This window comes from Amycolatopsis sp. cg9, assembly GCF_041346945.1.
GTDB lineage: Bacteria > Actinomycetota > Actinomycetes > Mycobacteriales > Pseudonocardiaceae > Amycolatopsis.
On record NZ_CP166850.1, the window covers coordinates 9,201,236 to 9,221,163 of the forward strand.

14 protein-coding genes are annotated in these 19,928 nt (G+C 67.8%); 6 read left to right on the forward strand and 8 right to left on the reverse strand.

Features of this window, described 5'->3' with window-relative positions:
- Positions 1–53 precede the first annotated feature (53 nt).
- On the forward strand, positions 54–764 hold the full coding sequence (locus AB5J73_RS42190) for an NUDIX domain-containing protein (protein ID WP_370964734.1): 711 nt from the start codon (positions 54–56) through the stop codon (positions 762–764).
- 57 nt (positions 765–821) lie between these two features.
- Positions 822–3,659: a tetratricopeptide repeat protein gene (locus AB5J73_RS42195; RefSeq protein ID WP_370964736.1), complete on the forward strand. Its 2,838-nt coding sequence runs from the start codon at positions 822–824 to the stop codon at positions 3,657–3,659.
- 108 nt (positions 3,660–3,767) lie between these two features.
- On the opposite strand, the gene AB5J73_RS42200 is transcribed toward AB5J73_RS42195, so the two are convergent.
- Together AB5J73_RS42200 and AB5J73_RS42205 are read right to left on the reverse strand one after the other, a co-directional pair.
- Positions 3,768–3,965 (reverse strand): hypothetical protein, encoded by a 198-nt coding sequence (locus AB5J73_RS42200; RefSeq protein ID WP_370964738.1) that lies wholly within the window; start codon positions 3,963–3,965, stop codon positions 3,768–3,770.
- Between the two features lie 584 nt (positions 3,966–4,549).
- Entirely contained in the window at positions 4,550–4,750 is a 201-nt protein-coding gene (locus AB5J73_RS42205) for a hypothetical protein (protein WP_370964740.1), read from the reverse strand.
- Positions 4,751–4,985: 235 nt separating this feature from the next.
- On the opposite strand from AB5J73_RS42205, the gene AB5J73_RS42210 reads away from it, so the two are divergent.
- Positions 4,986–7,535: a hypothetical protein gene (locus AB5J73_RS42210; RefSeq protein WP_370964742.1), complete on the forward strand. Its 2,550-nt coding sequence runs from the start codon at positions 4,986–4,988 to the stop codon at positions 7,533–7,535.
- A 676-nt stretch (positions 7,536–8,211) separates the two neighbouring features.
- Here AB5J73_RS42210 and AB5J73_RS42215 read toward each other — a convergent pair.
- The 3 genes from AB5J73_RS42215 to AB5J73_RS42225 all read right to left on the reverse strand — a co-directional run bounded on the left by AB5J73_RS42215 (position 8,212) and on the right by AB5J73_RS42225 (position 10,677).
- On the reverse strand, positions 8,212–9,288 hold the full coding sequence (locus AB5J73_RS42215) for a hypothetical protein (protein ID WP_370964744.1): 1,077 nt from the start codon (positions 9,286–9,288) through the stop codon (positions 8,212–8,214).
- Positions 9,289–9,301: 13 nt separating this feature from the next.
- Positions 9,302–9,664 (reverse strand): hypothetical protein, encoded by a 363-nt coding sequence (locus AB5J73_RS42220; RefSeq protein ID WP_370964746.1) that lies wholly within the window; start codon positions 9,662–9,664, stop codon positions 9,302–9,304.
- Between the two features lie 698 nt (positions 9,665–10,362).
- Entirely contained in the window at positions 10,363–10,677 is a 315-nt protein-coding gene (locus AB5J73_RS42225) for a hypothetical protein (protein ID WP_370964748.1), read from the reverse strand.
- Between the two features lie 185 nt (positions 10,678–10,862).
- Between AB5J73_RS42225 and AB5J73_RS42230 the strand changes: the two genes are divergently transcribed.
- From AB5J73_RS42230 to AB5J73_RS42240, 3 genes are all read left to right on the forward strand, one after another.
- Positions 10,863–11,726, forward strand: a complete 864-nt coding sequence (locus AB5J73_RS42230) for a hypothetical protein (protein WP_370964750.1) — start codon at positions 10,863–10,865, stop codon at positions 11,724–11,726.
- Entirely contained in the window at positions 11,716–13,914 is a 2,199-nt protein-coding gene (locus AB5J73_RS42235; protein ID WP_370964752.1) for a hypothetical protein, read from the forward strand. Before AB5J73_RS42230 ends, AB5J73_RS42235 begins: the two co-directional genes overlap by 11 nt.
- Positions 13,915–14,236: 322 nt before the next feature.
- Positions 14,237–15,625, forward strand: a complete 1,389-nt coding sequence (locus AB5J73_RS42240; RefSeq protein ID WP_370973492.1) for a WD40 repeat domain-containing protein — start codon at positions 14,237–14,239, stop codon at positions 15,623–15,625.
- Between the two features lie 61 nt (positions 15,626–15,686).
- On the opposite strand, the gene AB5J73_RS42245 is transcribed toward AB5J73_RS42240, so the two are convergent.
- The 3 genes from AB5J73_RS42245 to AB5J73_RS42255 form a co-directional block, all read right to left on the reverse strand.
- A complete protein-coding gene (locus AB5J73_RS42245; protein WP_370964754.1) occupies positions 15,687–17,141 on the reverse strand; it encodes a pentapeptide repeat-containing protein in 1,455 nt (484 codons plus the stop codon).
- Positions 17,142–17,197: 56 nt separating this feature from the next.
- On the reverse strand, positions 17,198–19,615 hold the full coding sequence (locus AB5J73_RS42250) for a hypothetical protein (protein ID WP_370964756.1): 2,418 nt from the start codon (positions 19,613–19,615) through the stop codon (positions 17,198–17,200).
- A gap of 122 nt (positions 19,616–19,737) precedes the next feature.
- Positions 19,738–19,926 (reverse strand): hypothetical protein, encoded by a 189-nt coding sequence (locus tag AB5J73_RS42255; RefSeq protein ID WP_370964758.1) that lies wholly within the window; start codon positions 19,924–19,926, stop codon positions 19,738–19,740.
- Positions 19,927–19,928: the final 2 nt, after the last annotated feature.

Sequence of the window (19,928 nt, forward strand, 5' to 3'; positions counted from 1 at the left end):
GGTAACGCCGAGACCACTTCTGGTCAATGAGACAAGAAGGTAGGGTGTTGGCCATGAGGATCCAGGAGCTGCCCCTGTGCGCGGTCGCGGTCGACTTGGCGATTCTCACGGTCCGCGAGCAGACACTGCAGGCCTTGGTCATCGAGCGCGCCACCCCGCCTCACCAGGGAGTAGCCGCCCTTCCGGGCGGTTTCCTGCTGGCCGGGGAGACGCTGGACGATGCCGCTCACCGCAAGCTGACCCAGGAGACCGGCCTGGATGTCACGCACCTGCACATCCGCCAGCTGCACGCCTACAGCGACCCCGGCCGCGATCCCCGCGGCCGGATCGTGTCCGTCCTCTACGTCGCGTTGCTGCCCGACCTTCCCCTGCCTGCCGCCGGTGGCGGCGCCGCGACCGCGACCTGGCGGCCCGCCGAGGAGTTGCTGGCCCAGCCGGACGAGCTGGCGTTCGATCACCACCAGATGCTCGGCGACGCCGTCGAGCACGCCCGCGACAGCCTCTCCGACACGACTGTGGCCACCACGTTCTGCCCACCGGAATTCACCATCGCCGAACTCCGCACGGTCTACGAGGTCATCTGGGGCACCAGGCTGGATCCCTCGAACTTCCACCGCAAGGTCACCCGCGCCGAGGACTTCCTCATCCCGACCGGCAAAAAGACCGCCACCGACGGCGGCCGACCGGCCGCACTGTTCCGCGCCGGACCGGCCACCCGGCTGCACCCCGCCCTGCAACGCGAACGCCACCCGAAAACCCCATAACCCGACACCAGCACTGCGCACTCGCTCAACCACCGGCACGAGCACGCGGAGGATGCCATGACCACCAGCAACGACACCGTGCTGGGCACCGCGGTGATCTGCACTGCCCTGGACGTCGAGTACCGCGCAGTCCGCGAGCACCTGGACGGCCCCCTCGACGAACGCGAGAAGAACGGCACCCTCTACCAGGTCGGCACCTTCGCAACCGGCCACGGACGCTGGGTCGTCGCACTCGCGCAGACCGGAGCCGGAAACACCCAGGCCGGGATCGAACTCGAACGCGCGATCTCGGTGTTCCACCCGCAGATCGTCCTGTTCGTCGGCGTGGCCGGCGGCCGCAAAGACGTCGACCCCGGGGACGTCGTGGTCGCCGACGAGATCTACGATTACGAGTCCGGAAAGGACACCGCCAGCGAATTCCTTCCCCGCATCAAGACCAAGGCGCCGGCGCACCGGCTGATCGCACGCGCGAAAGCCCTGGCCCGGGACGATGCCTGGCAGCACCGCATCCTGCCCACCACCCCACAACCGCTGCCGAAGGCGGTGATCAAGCCGATCGCCGCGGGCAGCAAAGTGATCGCCGACCAGAACGCCGCCACCGCCCGCTACCTGGCCACCTACTGCGGGGACGCCGCCGCGGTGGAGATGGAGGGCTACGGGTTCCTGCACGGCGCCTACGTCAACGACACTGTCCAAGCCCTGGTCGTGCGCGGCATCTCCGATCTGCTTTCGGGCAAAACCGAGACCGCCGACGCACACTGGCAGCCCACCGCATCCTGCCACGCCGCCGCGTTCGCCTTCGAACTTCTCGCCCGCCACACCACACGGCCGACCCCGTCGCCAGGCGCGATCCCGCAACAACTGCTCGCGCCGCCGGCGCGGTTCGTCGGCCGCGCCGACCAGCTGGCGGAGCTCGACCGCGCCCTCACCACGCCCGAGGGCTCCTCGCCCGGAGCCGGTCCGGGCGGCGGCCCGACGGCGGTGATCTCCGCGATCGGCGGCACCGGCGGCATCGGCAAAACCTGGCTCGCCCTGACCTGGGCACACCGGCACCTGGAGCGGTTTCCCGACGGGCAGCTGTTCGTCGACCTGCACGGCTTCAGCCCCACCGGCGAACCGGTGCACCCGACGACGGCGGTGCGCGGGTTCCTCGACGCCCTGGGCGTCGAGGAACCCGCGCACCGCATCCCCATCGACCTCGACGCCCAGGCCGCGCTCTACCGCAGCAAGGTGGCCGGACGGCGGATGCTCATCGTGCTGGACAACGCCGCCACCAGCGACCAGGTCGCACCCCTGCTGCCCGGCTCGCCGTCCTGCACCGTGCTGGTCACCAGCCGGCACCGGCTGGCCTCACTGATCGACCGGCACGGCGCCCGCCACCTCTCCCTGGACGTCCTGACCCCCGAGGAGGCCCACGGCCTGCTGGCCGCCCGCCTGGGCGCCGACCGCGTCGCCGCCGAACCCGAGGCAGTGGACGAGCTGATCAAGCTGTGCGGGGGCCACCCGCTGGCGTTGTCGATCACCGCGCGCACCGCCGGCACCCGCCCCGACGTCGCGTTGGCCGAGGCCGCCGCCGAACTGCGCGACCTCGGCCTGGAGGCGCTCGACCACGACACCGACCCGGCCGCCAGCCTGCCCACCGTGCTGTCCTGGTCCCTGCGCTACCTCACCGACACCCAGCGCACCGTGTTCGCGCTGCTGGGCATCGCCCCCGGCCCCGACACCACCCCACCCGCCACCGCCGCCCTCACCGGCCTACCCGACCCCCTCGCCCGCCGGACCCTGAGCGGGCTGGAAAACGCCTCCCTACTGGAACGGCGGCAGGGCGGCCGCTACGCCATGCACGACCTGATCCGCCGCTACGCCACGGACACCGCCCACACCACCCTGCCCGAGCAGGCGCGGGAAGCAGCCCTGACCCGGGTAGGGGACTTCCACCTGCACACCGCCCACGCCGCCGACCGCCTCCTGGACCCCCATCGCGCGCTCGTGCGGATTGGGGCGCCCGCGCCCGGCGTGCACCCGCACCCGCTGCCCGACACCACCGCGGCACTAGTCTGGCTGGACGCCGAGCACGCCACCCTGCTGGCCACCCAGCGCACCGCCGCCACTCTCGGCCACCACCACACCGTCTGGCACCTGGCCTGGAACCTGGACACCTTCCACCAGCGGCGAGGACACCGGCACGACGCGGTCACCACGTGGCAGGCCGCACTGGACGCCACCGACCACCTCCCCGACCCCACCATCCGCAGCCGCACCCACCGGAACCTCGGCCGTGCCTGCTCCCTGCTGGGCCTGCACGAACAGGCCACCACCCACCTGGCGCAGGCCCTGGAACTGGCCCTGCGCCACCACGACCCCAACGAACAGGCCCACACCCACCGGATACTCGCGATAACCTGGGAACGACGGGGGGACGACCGACAGGCCCTGGAACACGCCCACCACGCCCTCGACTTCTACCGTGCCCTCGACCAGCCGGTGTGGGAAGCCTACGCGCTCAACGCAGCGGGCTGGCTCGCCGCGCGTCTGGGCCGGTTCGATACGGCCCGCGAGCACTGCCAGGCCGCCCTCACCCTGCACCGACACCACCACGATCCCAACGGCGAGGCGGATACCCTGGACAGCCTGGCTTACATCGCCCACCACACCGGCGACCACCACCAGGCCCTCGACCAATATCACCACGCCCTCACCCTGAACCGCGACCTCGGCTACGCCTCCCGAGTCGCCGGCAACCTCGAGAGCGTGGGCCATTCCCACGCCGCGCTCGGCCGGCACGAGCAGGCCCGCACGGTGTGGCGGGAGGCCCTGCAGCTGTACCGGGACCAAGGCCGCGACGCCGACGCCGAGCGCGTCCAACACCAACTCGACGACCTCGACCACACCTGAACCGCGACGCTGGTAGAAGGCGTCCAGGCTGAGCCTCTACCGAGCTTGGACCGAAGAGTCCTGAGCGCCGCCGCCGGAGGTGGAACGCGGGAACGCGAGCCACCCGAGCTAGCTCGCGTCCGGGACCTCTGTCCAGGTGGGACGATCACGCAAGGTGTGCGCCGCGATCAACGACTGCCGCAGCTCGCCGGCCGTGGGCATGAAATAGGTCGAGTCGTCAGGAAGGATGTACCAGCGTCCGCCGCCGATGGCGGGGCGCTCAGCGACCTCGTAGACCATGGCCCCCGTCAGATCCGGCTCTTCCACCGCGTCTCCCCATCCTCGTTCGGCCTAATACCAGCCTCGGCGGTCAAGCACGCCCGGCTGGAGCCACGCCGGCCGACATGCACATGTCACGTCGTTTACCTGCAGTTACCGCGATCACGTTCGAGAACTCGGCGGATGGCGAAGGGCATGCGTCGAGATCCTTCCGGCTGCGACCACCTGTTCGATCATCCGAGAGCACCCGGTCGCAGGGTTCCATCGGGACACGTTGCTACGCGTGATCACGCTCGGCGGGCAGCGGCTCGAATCGCCCGCCGAGAGGCCAGGTTCGCTGTCGCGCGGACACAGGAGCGACCAGAATGACTGTCGGATGACCAACTAGCTTGTCGCTCCACACACCCCTGTCAAGCGGCAGCCGGGTGGCCGAACGCAAGTCGTTGACCAGCGGCAGGACAGATAGCCTGACGCGCCCGGCGGACGAATACGTCAAATCATCTGGCCCTTTTCGGCGAACCCGCCACGCGTTCACGGTGGGCGCGGGAGCCATCGGGCCTGGGGTGGCGGCCGTCTTGCCACTGCCCCAGGTTCGATGGCGAAACCGGCGAGCGACGCAGGTTCGACCTGCGTCACAAGAGTCCGGCTTGATGCAGGTGGATCACCGCGGCAAGCACACCACTACTGCCGAGGACTGCCCCGAGCAGGATCTTGAGCACGGTCAGCGCCCGCAGGGCGCGCTGGTGGTCGGTGGTCGTGAGTGCCACCGCTGCGGCGGCACCAGCGGCGGTGAGCACCACCAGCGCAAAGAGGGTGATCAACGGCGTCCACATGATCGTGTCCTGTCCTCGATGTCGAGAGCTCGGCCTGCCCGTGCTCGAGGAGGAGCCGATCAGTTGGGGACGGGGTCCGGCATGGGCTCCGTACTGACCCGGACGACGGGTTCGACTAGTCGGCACGCTATGGCGGCCTGGCCAGGGAGGATGCGGCGTTTCCACGAGCTGGGTACGGTGTCCGGTGCTGTCCGGCGACCTTCTCCGGACGGCGAAGCGGAATGCAGGGGGTGGCATGGATCCGACGGAGATCGGCACGCTCCCCCAGCTAGCAGATGCCCTCGACCAGCTACGCCGTGAACGGTCGCTGTCACTGCAGGCGCTGGCCGATGCCGCCAAGAGGCTGCCGGCGCGAGGCGGGCGGCGACCGGCTCTGCCGCGGTCCACCGCCAGTGACCTGCTGAACGCCAAGTCCGTGCCCGAGGCCGAGACGGTGGTGACATTCCTTGCCGCCTGCGGCATCCACGAGAAGGAGGTGCAGCGGCCGTGGCTGCAGGCCCTAGAGCGAGTGGCCACCCAGCACCAACGGCGCCCGCCGGGGACGGTGCGGGTCCGCGACACGCAGCCACGGGTACTGGGGGTGCACGCCGCGATACAGACCACCCTGCCGCCCGAGGACGCGCAACCCGGGCCAGGTGAGGGTGAGCTGCCGCTGTACGTGCCGCGAGACTTCGACGCCGATCTACGCACGAAGCTCACCCGGGCGCAGCACCAGGGCGGGTTCGTGCTGCTGGCCGGAGACTCCTCGGTCGGAAAGACCCGCGCCCTGTTCGAGGCGGTAAAGGCGGTGATGCCGGACTGGTGGCTGCTGCACCTCCGCGATGCGAAAGCACTGCGGGAGTTCGCAGCGCATCCGGCCGAGCGGACGGTGGTGTGGCTAGACGAGCTGCAGGACTACCTCGACTTCGCCGGAGGCGTGCCGGCCGGCCAGGTCCGCGAGCTGATCGCAGCCGGGTTCGTGCTGGTCGCGACGTGCTGGCCCGGCGAGCACCGCAAGCGCGTAGCGCTGCCTGAGAAGGACCGGCCGGACCCGTATGCCAACGACCGGCGCCTGCTCGGACTGGCCGACGTGCTGCACGTGCCCTCCGCGTTCAGCCCCCACGAGCGGCGCCGCGCCGAAGACCTCGCCGGCACCGATCACCGGATCCGGGTCGCGCTTGACACCCCCGACGCCGGCTTCACCCAAGTGATGGCCGCGGGCCCGGAACTGATCCGCCACTGGAACGAGGCGCCCGCCTACGCCAAGGCGGTCATCACCGCCGCGCTTGACGCCCGCCGTGTCGGCGCCCACGCACCCCTCACCCGCGACCACCTCACCGACACCGCACCCGGCTACCTCAACGAGCGGGAAGTAGCCACCGCACCCCCGGACTGGCTCGAGGACGCCCTGGCCTACGCCACCAGGCTCCTTCACGGCGCCACCGCCGCCCTAATCCCCGTTTCCGCCGGCATGGGCACCATCGCCGGCTACCAGGTCGCCGACTACCTGCACCAGCACGCGCTACGAGTTCGCCGTCGCGAACCCCTTCCCGACACCGCTTGGCACGCCCTGACCCTCCACCATCACCCCGATGACACCCACCGCCTCGCCGGCGGCGCCGACCGCCGCGGCCGCGACCACGAAGCTCTCATTCTGTACCAACAACTCGCGGACCGCGGCAGCCAGTTCGTCCTCCGCCGGTTGGCGGAGCTGCTGGCTGAGCAGGGCCAGGTGGAGCAGCTGCGAAGCCGCGCCGACAACGGCGACCCGCACGCCGCAGCCGAGTTGGCTGAGTTGCTGGCCGAGCAGGGGCAGGTCGAGGACGCCATACAGGTGCTGCAAAGCCGCGCCGACAACGGCGGCCGACGCGCCGCTGCCCGGTTGGCTGGGCTGCTGGCCAAGTATGGGCGAGAGGAGCAACTGCGCGCCCGAGCAGACAACGGCGACCGGCCCGCCGCCGCCCAACTGGCTGAGCTGCTGGCCAAACAGGGACAGCTGGAGCAACTGCGCGTCCGCGCCGATAACGGCGACCCGCACGCCGCCGCCCAGTTAGCTGGCCTGTTGGGCGAGCACGGACAGATAGAAGAGCTGCGAAGCCGCGCAGACAACGGTAATTGGCACGCCGCCGCTCGACTAGCCGACTTGCTGGCCGAGCACGAGCAGTTGGAGGAACTGCGAGTCCGCGCCGACAACGGCGACCGGCACGCCGCCGCCCGATTGGTTGAGCTGCTGACCGGGCAGAGACAAGCGGAGCAACTGCGAGTCCGCGCCGACAACGGCGACGGGTACGCCGCTACTCGGCTAGCAGGGCTGCTGGCCGAGCCTCAGCAGATAGAGGAGCTGCGCGCCAACGCCGACAACGGCGACCGGCACGCCGCCCGCCAACTGGCTGGGTTGCTGGCCAAGCAGGGACAGGTTGAGGACGCCATCCAGATATTGCGCGCCAACGCCGACAACGGCGACCGGCACGCCGCCCGCCAACTGGCTGGGTTGCTGGCCAAGCAGGGACAGGTTGAGGACGCCATCCAGATATTGCGCGCCAACGCCGACAACGGCGACCGGCACGCCGCCCGCCAACTGGCTGGGTTGCTGGCCAAGCAGGGACAGGTTGAGGACGCCATCCAGATATTGCGCGCCGACACCGACAACGGCGACCGGCGCGCGTCCGTCCGGTTGCTTGACCTCCTGACCGAGGAAAGGCAGGTTGAGGAGTTGGAACGGGAAGTGACGGCGGGAACGGTAGGTGCGGTTGCCGCTCTGCGTCGCTTACGGTCTTGTAGGCCGCCCCACGGAACTGACAGCTGATCTTCGCGTATTCGGGCAGAGATCAATCGGGTACAGGACGCCCAGCTGACGACGGGCGGAACCGTCCAGCCGCGGTCGGCACTGCCGCGTCACGCCGACGAGTTCACTACCCAACGCCGGCCCGAGCGTCGTCTTTGGCGGCGATGCAAGACTCCAGTCGTGCCCGACTCGCTTGTTCCTGTCAAGCGACAAGCATCCTGGCCAGCCACAGTGGCCTGACCTGAGCGGCGACCAGGCTCGTTGACGCAACAGCCCGGACTTTCCGTCAAGAAACTTGGCCGATTCCAAGAGATCGGTCCTCGGCCGAGTCCTTCACCCTCTACCCAGGGGTGACCTCGGCCCGCGTCGGGCGGTCGCGCAAGGTGTGAGCGGCGATCGTCCTGATGCCTACCAAGGCGTGCGAAGCGAGGGACCCCGGGCAACTCGGAGCGTGCCTTGTCCGCCGTATGCGTCTTCTGAACTGCGCAGATACAGTCGATCAAGCCATCAGATTCGCACGGCCGATCTGAGCCAATCCGCACGTTTGGAGAGTCAGGGTTGACCTGTGGCCAGCCCGGACGCCTTGCTTGCCCTACAGCCGCACCCCGCGCCTGTGGTCGTGGCCCTAGCCGTGGTGCAGGTGGTCGTGGTACTGCTCGCGGCGCCTGCTGTCGGCAAGCTGGCACTGTTGTCCGAGTCAGCCATGGTCGGCGGGACGTCGGCGCGGCGAGGTCATCGCCACAACGGTGCCCGCGCCATTCAAGCCGTTGCCGATTCGCTTAATGTCGGCGCTGGTGATGGCGCCCTCGGCATCCACGGTGGCCTTGCCAGCCAGCTTCTCCATCTCGCGGATCAACTCGCGGCTCTTCTCCGGCGGCAGCTCCTCGAAGACCCTGGCCGACTCCTCCGGCGTCATGCCGATCAGCAGCCCGGCTGCGACCGGCGGCTTCATCGCCGCGAAGACGCTGATGGTCGGGCTGACGTCCTGGTCCTCGCTCATCAGGAACACGTTGTTGGCGGTCCGGCGCATGCGGTCCGGGCGGACGCGGTTGAACTCCGCACGCTGCCACGCAGCTAACCACTGCTCCGCCGAGTACCACGCGGGACGTTCGTGCCCAGTTTCACGGAGCAGGCCTCGATTCCGGCCGTAGCTGAGCAACCCACGGACGGCGGTCTCGAACGTCTCGGAGGTGGGCGAGCGCTTGCCGCTGAACAGGTCGCTCAGCGTGCTTACGCCCAGGCCGCCGAAGAAGTCCTGTCTGGTCATGTGCATGGCCAGCACGCGCAGGCTGGGGTTCCCGACCGCGATTCGCAGGACCCGCAGCTCGTAGATGATGTCCTCGATGGTCCGGGCCGCGTACGGTTTGGGCACACACGCATCCGGTGGGGCCAGCTCAAGCTCGACCGGGCGCAGTCGGCCCGGCTTGATTGGCTTACCCTCGGGGGTGTGCGTCGGCACGACGACGTCGGCGTCACCGAGCTTGCGCCGCAGGTGTCCGACCATCCGAGCGACCTGCAGCCGGTCGTTCTTCCAGCGCAATACCTCCTCGGCGTCGGAGCCTAGAGCGGTCACAAACGCCTCGACGACTGCCTCGGTGGGCAGCTTCATCCCGGCGCAGGCCTCGGCGAACACAGAATGCGAGTAGTAGGTGTCCGCCTCGGCCATCTCACGGAAGGTCGGCCGTGGCACGGCCGCGTCCCGGCGGTCACGCAGGCGCTGCGCGAACTGTCCGATCGGGCCGGTGTCCGCGATCGGTGCCATCTTGCGTCCCATCGCCCGTCCCCTCTCAGCCGCGGCGGCCCATGTGCCCGGCGACGGCGCTCAATACGCCAAGTGCGACGGCGGTGAGGGCGCCGGGCACGCCGAGGGCGACCGCGAGGTCCTGATGCAGGGCGAGCAGGACGACCACCAGGATCGCGTCGATGACGAACACGGCCAGGAACCCCAACAGCCAGAACAACGGCGTCCCTGCCGGCGTCGGGCTGGCCGACGCCGGCAGAGCGACCGGCGGCGCCGGGGCGTACGGCGTTGAGCTGAGGTATGGCGGCGCGCTGTCGACCGGGGAGACGATCGCGGGTGTCTCCAGCGGAACGAGGGCCTTCTCCTCGGCCGGCGTGTCCGGCGAGGTAGGGGCGGAACCGTCGGACATGGATCCTCACTTCTGCAGTTACTCTGACCTGGAGCGTTTTCGCCTCATGCGCCCCGGAGCCACCGGGCGTGCCCGCACGTAAACGCACATCATGCCCGACTTCGCTCATGATCGGGCGCTGAGTTGTCAGGGATCGCATTGTTCGCCGATTCGAGACTGTCCGACGCGACCAGTTTTTGTCCATTGTTCGCGCGACAACCTCGACAACACCCGCCAATGGGCAGGTCGAGGCGGGGGTGTCCGAGATCGTTCGGTTCTTGTCCGACCATGTGCGGCGAGATGCTTTGAAACGCGTCTCGCGTATTCAATGGACAAGCTCGCGCACCTCCTCAGGTGCACGTGCAGGCTCACTTCTTCACTGACCTGGAGCGTGTAGCCGAACCCATTCGGGACCTGTTAGCCGCAGGACCTGGTCGTATCGGGACGGAGGACCTGATGAGGCGCACATCTTCGGATGTCACCTCGTCAGCGTTTCTTCGCCTCCCGGCTCGGTAAGAGCTCGGGGACCGACGACGCCCTGGTCAGCCCCTGGTGGCGTGTATCCATCCGGGAGCGCCCGGTGGCAGTCGTCGGTCCGATTCGATACTGGCAGCCCGCGCGCTCGCGGCGAAGCCGATCGCACCATCCCGCACATCCCGCGGACACACCCTGCCAGCCGGACAATCGCCCAGCCGGTAACCCGCGTGCTCCGCGCGGCGCTACCCGAGCTGGCGATCCCGGAGCTCACGACCAAGCCGCTTCACCCGCCGCCGCACGCTCTCGCCCGCCTCGGCCGGCAGTCCGGCGCGCAGCGACGCTTCTCGCCAGGTGAACCCGTCGCCGTGCGCGTACTGCAGGAGAACCAGCCGGTACTCGGCCTTGAGCAGCGGCATCAGGGCACGGAGCCGTCGCTGCGCGTCCAGACCGCCCTCCAACGTCGCGTACGGGTCATGAGGGTCGAGCACCTGCTGGGCGAGCGTCAGCAGCCCGCCGTCGCTGCAGCCGACGGGCAGTGCACGTATTCGATCGTGCACTATTCGCGTTGGCGCTCGTGTGTCGAACCCTGTGTCTCGAGCGGGTCGCCAGCACCTCAGTCGTGCCGCCATCGCTAGGCCGACTGAGTGGTAGCCAGGCGCCATGGCAACGTGACATGCGTGACTGGCGATTACTAGCAGTAGTGCCCTCTGAGGCTCGGGCGCTCTCGCGTTGGGAGGCGGTGGTGGGACGAATCGTATGCGTGCACGGCATCGGGCAGCAGGGTGCCGGGGGGCAGTTGCTGTTGCGTGACTGGGCGCCCGCGCTCCTGGGTGGGCTGACCCGTGCCGGCGACGGCGGCGCAGCCACTGCTGATGACGTGGTGATGGGCTTCTACGGGAACTTGTTCCGGCCAGCTGGGGAGCTGTTAGCCGTCGGCGACCCGATGTTCACCGCGGATGATGTCGAGCCCGGTCTGGAGGAGGATCTGCTGCTGGCGTGGTGGCGGGAGGCAGCACGAGTGGATCCGAAAGTGGCGCCGCCGGAGGCGGACACGCTGGTGCGCGTGCCAGGGTCGGTGCAGGCGGCGCTGCGGCAGCTATCGCGGTCGCGGTTTTTCGGTGGCGTGGCGTTGCGGGCGTTGGTGTTCGATCTCAAGCAGGTCCGCCGTTACCTGCAAGACCAGCAGCTGCGAGAGGCAGCCCGGGCGGTCGTCGGCAAGCTGATCACCGAGCGCACCCGCGTGGTGGTGGCGCACTCGCTGGGGTCGGTGGTGGCCTACGAGACGCTGGCGGGGATGCCCGGCCATGCAGTGCGGGCGCTAGTGACCCTGGGCTCGCCACTGGGCATCGGCAACCTGATCTTCAACCGGCTGACGCCGGCTCCACGTGACGGTGTCGGTGCCTGGCCCGGTTCCGAGGACCTGGAGTGGACGAACGTAGCCGACCGCGGCGACGTCGTCGCGCTCGAGAAGGACCTCCGCCCGCGATTCGGGCCTCGCGTGATCAACGCGGTGGTGCACAACGGCGCCCACGCCCATGCCGTCAGCGCGTACCTGACCGACAAGCTCACCGGCGCAGCGATCGCAGGAGGCCTGCGTGACAGCTGACACCGAGGGACCGCGGCGATACCTGATCGCGTCCGCCGTCGCGCGGTACCCGAAGGCGCCGCAGTGGAACCGGCCCGGGCTGATCGAAGCCCGAGAGCAGATCATCCGCCTATTCACCGACGACCTCGGCTACCAGCACATCAGCACCCTCGGGCTGGACCCGAGCAAGGACCAGCTGACCGCATTGCTGCGCACCTTTTGCGTGGACGACGCCCGGCGACCCGACGACATCGTGGCCGTCTACATCGGTGGCCACGGCGAAGTCCTCGATGACACCCATGAGCATCTGCTGCTGACCACCGATACCGACCCGGCCGACGTCGCCGACGCGCTCCCCACCGCGGAGCTGGCGCGGAAGATGCTACTCAAGACCCGGGTCCGGCGGGTGCTGCTGATGCTAGACACCTGCTATTCAAGCCAGGGCGGCAGCGAACTCACCGCGGCCGCGATCACGTCCATGATTCGCAGCTGGGGTGACGACCACGGTTCGGGTCTGGCCGTCGTCACGTCGGCGCAGCCGTCCGAGCAAGCCGGAACGGGAGTGTTTCCGCGGCTGCTGCGCGACGCGGTCCACGGCTTGCCCATTGCCGGCTACAACCCGGCGACGTTGCCGCTGGATTCGATTGTCAAGGCGATGAACACCAGCAAGGACAAACCTGGCTACCAAACGATCGGGCACAGTGTCGCCGGGCTCACCGGGGAGGTCCCGCCGTTCCTGCCCAACCCTCGCCGCGACCGACCGGGGATGACCGAGGTTGACCTGGCTATTCAGCACGCAAGCGAGTTCGAAGTCCAGGAGGACCGCCGCGACATCGAATTCCGCACTCGGCTGCTGCATCGCGCCATGGGCGGGCGCGAGACGCAAGGCTGGTGGTTCTCTGGCCGGCACATCGCATTGCTGGACATAACTGCGTGGCTGCATCATCCGGACCCGGCCCGGGCGCTGCAGGTGGTCACGGGCAACCCGGGATCGGGCAAGACCGCCGTTCTCGGTCTGATCGCCGCATTGACCCACCCTGAGCGCCGCGCGACGGTTCCGCTGCACACCCTCGGGCTTCCCCCTGCTGCCGTGCCCGAGCCGGACACCGTGGACGTAACGATCTACGCCCAGAGCCTGACCACCGACCAGGTGCTGGCCGGCATCGCCGCAGCTGCGCACTCACACGCCGGCACACCTGGCCAGCTTCTGGAGGAGCTCAGCGGTAGAGACACGCCTCTGACCGTGCTCATCGACGCCCTCGACGAAGCTGCCGACCCCGACCATCTCGCCCGCCGCCTGCTGCGTCCCCTCGTCGACTATGCGGCGGGAAGGTTACGGCTGCTGGTCGGCACCCGGGATTTCCTGCTGGAGCGTCTTGGCCTACGCCGCGGGGACGCAATCGACTTGGATGCCGATCGCTATGCCGATCTCCCGGCGCTCACCACCTACGCTGCCCGCGGCCTACTCAAAGCCAGCGACGATAGCCCCTACCTCGATAAGGCACCTTGGCTCATCCGCGCGGTCGCGGAGGCCGTTGGTGAAGCTGCCTACCCCTCGTTCCTGGTCGCGCGGATCACCAGCGCTACCCTCGCCGCTCAAGATCAGGCCGCCGACCCAAAGGATGCTGCCTGGCGCCGGGCACTTCCCACATATCCCGGCGAAGCGATGCGCCGCGACCTGGAAAGCCGCCTCGGCGACAACGCCGCCAAAGCGCGAGACCTGCTCCGCCCCCTCGCCTACGCCGACGGCCAAGGCCTGCCCTGGGAAGACATCTGGGCCGCCGTCGCCTCCCGTGCCGCCGGCATCACCTACACCGACAACGACCTACTCTGGCTGCGAAAGCACGCTGGCTCCTACGTCGTGGAAGCCACCGAGGACGGCCGCTCCACCTACCGGCTCTACCACCAAGCCCTCGCCGACTACCTCCGCGACGGCATCGATGCTACAGCCATGCACGACGCCATCGCCGAGATCCTGATCGCCCGCGTGCCGCGCTCGCTCGACGGTGGCCGTGAATGGACCCGCGCACACCCATATACGTTGCGGTACCTTGCCACGCACGCCGCCCTCGCAGGCGAAATCGACAACCCTGGTCATCGACGCCGACTACCTCGTGTACGCGGAACCCGACGCGCTCTTGCTGGCACTGCATCAGACCAGCAGCGATACCGGCGCGCTCACGGCTGCGGTCTACCGCTGCACCGCTGATATCCACCGCCACCTACCGCCCCTACGACGGCGCCAGATCCTCGCGACTGACGCCGCACGTTTCGGCGCATCACGACTCCAGCACCACCTGTCAGCGCCGCTTGTGTGGCGACCACGCTGGGCAACCGGACAGCAAGCCGCCCACGCTCTCCACGCCACCTTCACCGGCAACTTCAGCCCGGTGGAGGCGGTAGCTTGCACCACCCTCGACAACCGTCCCGTCATCGTCACTGGCAGCTACCATGGCCCCGTACGTGTCTTGGACCTCGCCACCGGGGAACAACTCACCACCATCGTCGGCCACACCGACTCCGTGCAGGCGGTGGCCTGCACCACCCTCGACAACCGCCCCGTTGCCATCATCGGCGGCTATGACTTCACCGTTCGGGTCAGGGACCTCGCCACCGGCGAACAACTCACCACCTTCACCGGCCACACCAACTCCGTGAAAGCGGCGGCCTGCACCACCCTCGACAACCGCCCCGTTGCCATCACCGCCGGCATCGACGGCACCGCGCAGGTCTGGGACCCCGCCACCGGGCAGCAACCGCTCACCACCTTCACCGGCCACACCGGCCCGTTGGAGGCGGTCGCTTGCACCACCCTCGGCAATCGCCCGGTTGTCATTACCGGCGGCATCGACGGCACCGTTCGGGTCTGGGACCCCGCCACCGGGAAACAACTCACCACCTTCACCGGCCACACCGGCACCGTGCAGGCCGTGGCCTGCACCACCCTCGACAACCGCCCGGTTGTCATTACCGGCGGCATCGACGGCACCGTTCGGGTCTGGGACCCCGCCACCGGGAAACAACTCACCACCTTCACCGGCCACACCGGCACCGTGCAGGCCGTGGCCTGCACCACCCTCGACAACCGCCCCGTTGCCATCACCGGCGGCTTAGACGGTACCGCAAGGGTATGGCGATTTACGGTCGATACGACTCATCCACCCGCAACCCCTGGTCATTCTGCCGGGATCGTGGCTGTGGCATGCGGTGAGCTTGCTAGCGGGCCAGTCGCGCTCACTGCCAGCCAGGACAAAACCGTACGGGTCTGGGACCTCGCTACTCGCGAAAAACTCACGACCTTCACCGGCCACGCCAGCACCGTCGAGGCAGCTGCCTACGCCCGCCTCGACGACCGCCCCGTCGTCATCGCTGGCTGCTACGACCATGCCGTACGGATCTGGGACCTCTCCACCGGAGCACAACTCACCACCTTCACCGGCCACACCAGCCCCGTCAACGCGGTGGCTTGCGCCACCATCGGCAACCGCCCCGTCGCCATTACCGGCAGCCGCAACGACATCGTAGAGATTTGGGACCTCGCCACTGGAGAACAACTCCGTACCTTCACCAGCCACGTTAACGTGGTGGCTTGCACCACCCTTGACAACCGCCCCGTTGCCATCATCGGCAGCCACGACGCCGTACGAGTCTGGGACGTCGCCAGCGGCGAGCAGCTCGCCACCTTCACCGGCCACACCAGCCCGGTCAACGCGGTGGCTTGCACCACCATCGACGACCGCCCGGTCGCCATCACCGCCAGTCACGACAACACAGGAAGAGTTTGGGACCTCGCCACCGGCGCCGAAGTCGCCGTCTTGGATTTGCGCAAGATCGGCGCCCTTGCGTTAGGCCCTAACGGCGAGCTTCTGATCGCAGCCGGCTGGGACCTCATCGTGTTCGACCCTATTGCGACACACTGACACCGCTCGGAAGGAGCGTGCGTATCTGCCCAAAGACAACTCGGCACCAGATCAAGGTCGATCACGAATCGGGAGCACCCGTTTTGTCGTCACTGGTCGCAGGAGACTGTCCGTCCTCGCTCCGGGACGCGAGGTAGGAAGCCACCTCGGCCGGCACCGAAGTGGCGAACTTTGCGCAGTCAAACCCGGTGTCCCCACCGAGCTCCACGCCGTCGAACTCGGCATTCCCGCCGAACTCTACCCCAGCGAATCCGGCAACCCCGCCGAACTTCGCCCGGATGAACACCGCATCCCCGCCGAACTTCGCGTCGCCGAACCACGCGTACCCGCCGAACTCTACCCCAGCGAATCCGGCATCCCTGCCGAACTCCGCCCCGGTGAACACGGCTTCCCCGCAGAACTTCGACCGGCCGAACCCGGCGAACGCGCCGAACTTCGCCTGAGCGAACCCGGTGGCCCCGCCGAACTTCGCCTCACTGAACCAAGCGTCCCCGCCGAACTCCGCCTCGCCGAACTCGGCATCCCCGGCGAACTCTGCCCCGGCGAACTCGGCTGGCCCGCTGAATTTGGCTCGGGTGAATGTGGCGTCGTTGACGCGGCACGTACTGAGGTCCAAGTCGATGAGAACCGCTCCGGTCAGGTCAAGGTTCATGCCTGCCCAGAAGGTCGCGGGCAGATGTTTCTGATCACCGTGGTAGAGATGGCGCACGAGCAGCCGTTGCGCGGTGAGTCGCACCTCGCGTTCTTGGCGCGCTTCATCCTCGACGTCACCGCGGGTCGGCAGCTTCGGGATGTCGCGGGCCGCCGAACCTGCTCCACAATCCGCTGACCGCGTCCTGTGGAGAAGGGGGCGAGGCAGCCCCAGCCTGAGCACCGGGGCATCGCCGGGAGGCACGTAAGGCGCGCGCAGGTATGCGCAGAGCACGTCGACCACGTTCTGGCGTTGGCTTGGGTTGTCCTGCCCGACGCGGGCCAGCGCGTACAGGCCTCCGTGCCGGACTGGTGCCTTCTCCGAGCCGAGCTGTTCGACGGCTTTGACGTACAACTCGGTGAGACGGCGTTCGCGGTTGTCATGCTCAGTGGCCCACTGCCGTCGCCCGGTCAGGATCAGGGCGACGATGCCACCGGTACCGGCACCAACGGTCAACCCGGTCTTGATGACCTCGATCCGGTCCTTCGGGTCGTGTCCGACATCGACAAAGGTCAGCAGGGTGATCAGCGCAGTAGCGGTAATCAGCGCGACAGGCAGGACGATGACCAGCGTGGCCCACCACCACGTACCGCTGCGCTGATCCCACCACCGTCGAAGCCCAACGGGGCGGTTCTTGTCGTCGTTTGCACTCATGGCCAGAACGTCGCCTCCGGCCTGCTCCACGTAACAGAGAACTTTCCGCCGCACCACCAGCCGCCGATGACAACCACGATCTGTTTGTGCAGCTACCGTCGGTCGTCTGTTGGTGTAGCACATGTACTCGATCGTGCGATATTCGCCAGCACTGGAGTTGACATCGCACATCACGGTCGGCGTCGACTAACGTACGTGAGATGCGAAGCGCGGCGAGCCACGCAGAGTCACCGAGCTGGGCCGTCGAGATTCTCGACGAACTCGAGAGTAGGTGCACCGATCGCAGACCACTCGAACTCTCGTACTGCATCGGCGATCGCCATACGAGTCGCGGCCTGCCAGGCTTCAGCAGTGGTCGCGAAGATCAAGAGATCGGCCCGCAGCAAGCGCGCAATCCGACACTTCTTGATCGTCTCAGCCTTCCTCTTCTTGTTTGCACCGTCGAGGTGATCCGCACTTTTGCACTCTGCCACGATCAACGTATTACCGCGGTACGCGATCAGGTCGATCTCAGCACTGGGCTTGCCTCCTTCCACGAACGTGATCTCGGCGAGGTCCCGGTATGACTCTTTCCCGCGTGCGGCGAGGGCAAGTTGTCCTGCCAGCAATGCCGGAATCTCGCCGTGTTCCTTGAGTAGGCGCCGCGCGATGGGATGTAGGTCGTAGAACCAAGTTGGCTCCTCGACGGGGTCGTGCCAACTCGTGCGGTCAAGGTCGTTGACCGCGTCGCAGCGCACACAGACCCACCGCTGCCGTAGCTTGTCGACTGCCTGGAACTGCACCTCATCGCACGTCGCACATCTCAGCACGAGCCCTCGCGTAAGGACGCCCGCACGCAGAACGGGATCCAACCTATCGCGTACCTCGCTGGCTGTGAGCGGACCGCTTCGCGCACAGATGCCAGCGAAACTCAGGACCCCTTCACCAGCTTGGATTCGCACTCCATCATGAGCGGGATATGCCTCGCGCGTGCTGTTACCTTTCGCTTGGAAGCCGCGCAGTGCCGGAAGCAGCGGACCAGCGAACAGGTCGAGAAAGGACTCACGGCCGCCGAGCATTCGCCCTAATTGAATTGTATGACCGCCTGCGCCTTTGACGACGGTGGAGTAACCGTTTTGCCGAGCCTTCGCTCCTACCCAGTCGGCAAGGCTCAAGTCTTTGAACGCCGGTCGCGGGATTCGGTTAACCTGCGGGATACCGCCGATGACGAAGTCGAATCTGCGGGATCGATGGCTGATGCCCTGACGGCTGCTCCGAGCCAGCGTGAGCCACGGATTGGTGACTTCTGAGAATAAGGAGTGGCCCGGCAGACCGCGCCCGAGCACACTCATACTCGGCTGCCACGCGAAGTCGATATGCCAAGTCAGCTCGGTATGTGCGGCGAGGTCTGGGTTGAGCAGGGTTGCCGGCGGCGAGGGCGCCGCCATGGATCGTGTACCCGTGTCTTCAAGCACGATGGGTACGGGGAGCGCATCGTCATACTGTTCATCGACAGCGAGGTGTGAGGTACCTGTTCGCCTCCAGGGCAGTTCGCCCACGGGCACCGGGCGGCTTAAGTGGTCTGCGTCGGAGGAAACCTCTTCTGCTCCGGGGTCTCCGAAGAAGCGGTCGTGCACCGATTGGACGTCCCCAGTCGTGCGCGACGCGGAGGTAAAGAGCATTGACCCCGGCTGGTGGCTCACCTCATCGAGCAGCTCTGCCAGGCCGACGTGCAGTCCCCACGAAGGTCGGTCCTCGTCGGCGCCAAGCGCGCTTGGGAGCCAGGCACCCCGGCCGTAGGTCAGTTTCCAGAGATGAGCCAACGCGAAGTCGTCGACACTGTCGCCGATGACGATCAGCGCTGGCTCGCCGCCGGGAAAACCGGAGTAGACTCGCTCGATGCCCGCCATTGTCCGCCGGTGCGATAAAGGGGCTTCGTGCGGGAAGATGCTTGTCGCGACGGTCGGGAACCACACGAGATCCATCGGTAGCTCCGTCGGCGAGCCGCCGAGCAGCCATTGCGCCAACCGAGCGACCGTTGGCCGGTCGAGATCCGGCTCGGACGCGCCGGGGTTCGGCGGTTCAACGACTCCGGCGTGCGCAGCGACCGCGGCACCGACAGTTCCGCCCCAATTCGGTGGGCATGCCAGGACGTGACCGGTTTCAGCGCCCGGAACATCTAAGGCCCGGGGAAAGTCTTTGGACGGTCCGCTGAACGATCGGAGCGCCTCGCGGGGTGTGTCTTCCGCCGGCTGAAAGTACGGCGAGCAAACCTCCGCGACCGTATCGCGAGCTTGCAAGTCACCAGCCGTGACCTGTCGAGTACTGAGCGCGCCAGCGAGCAGCGTGGCATATTCCCGGCTCTCGCTCGGCGTCCTGCCGCCGCCGAACTTGTCGCTGTAGGCGATGTCCTCGACGCTCCGAGGGGAGGCGACGACGAAGTCGGGGTCGTAGGCCTGGACGGCATGCAGGAGCACCGGATTTACGACGCCGTCGTGGTGGGGTATGAGAGCGAAGCCCGCTCCGCCCCAGACTTGGTTGGCTAGATACAGCGCGCGGCGGGCGTGGTAGGACCAGAACTCGCCACCATCGAAAACCATGGCGACGCGCGAGGGGCGGAGGCCTCGCTTGAGAACGGAATAAGCCATGGGCGGTGCGTCAGTCACGGGGTTACACAACCACAACGGGTCGTCGCGGCGGACTACGGTGTCGGAAGAGAACTTTGTCAGCCTCAGCGGGCGCGGGTGCTGCCTCAGCGGGGGACTGGGCAGCACCCACACCCGGCCCGTCAGATGACACCCAGCTCGTGCAGCTTGACGTACGCATAGAACGCGCCGCCGCTGACGAGGAGCAGCCAGCCGAGGTATCTCAACACGGCGAAGGCGCGGATCCCCTGCCTCCGGGTCGGGTTCGGCGCCGAGCTGTCGCTGAACCTGCCTGCGCCGCAGGCCGGCGAGCCGGACCCGGCCGGGTCCACCT

What these genes read in the sequence shown, in the direction of transcription:
- AB5J73_RS42210 (WP_370964742.1), top strand. Translation starts at nt 4,986, where the DNA reads ATGGATCCGACGGAGATCGGCACGCTCCCCCAGCTAGCAGATGCCCTC.
- AB5J73_RS42215 (WP_370964744.1), bottom strand. Translation starts at nt 9,288, where the DNA reads ATGGGACGCAAGATGGCACCGATCGCGGACACCGGCCCGATCGGACAG.
- AB5J73_RS42195 (WP_370964736.1), top strand. Translation starts at nt 822, where the DNA reads ATGACCACCAGCAACGACACCGTGCTGGGCACCGCGGTGATCTGCACT.
- AB5J73_RS42205 (WP_370964740.1), bottom strand. Translation starts at nt 4,750, where the DNA reads ATGTGGACGCCGTTGATCACCCTCTTTGCGCTGGTGGTGCTCACCGCC.
- AB5J73_RS42245 (WP_370964754.1), bottom strand. Translation starts at nt 17,141, where the DNA reads ATGTGCGATGTCAACTCCAGTGCTGGCGAATATCGCACGATCGAGTAC.
- AB5J73_RS42190 (WP_370964734.1), top strand. Translation starts at nt 54, where the DNA reads ATGAGGATCCAGGAGCTGCCCCTGTGCGCGGTCGCGGTCGACTTGGCG.
- AB5J73_RS42220 (WP_370964746.1), bottom strand. Translation starts at nt 9,664, where the DNA reads ATGTCCGACGGTTCCGCCCCTACCTCGCCGGACACGCCGGCCGAGGAG.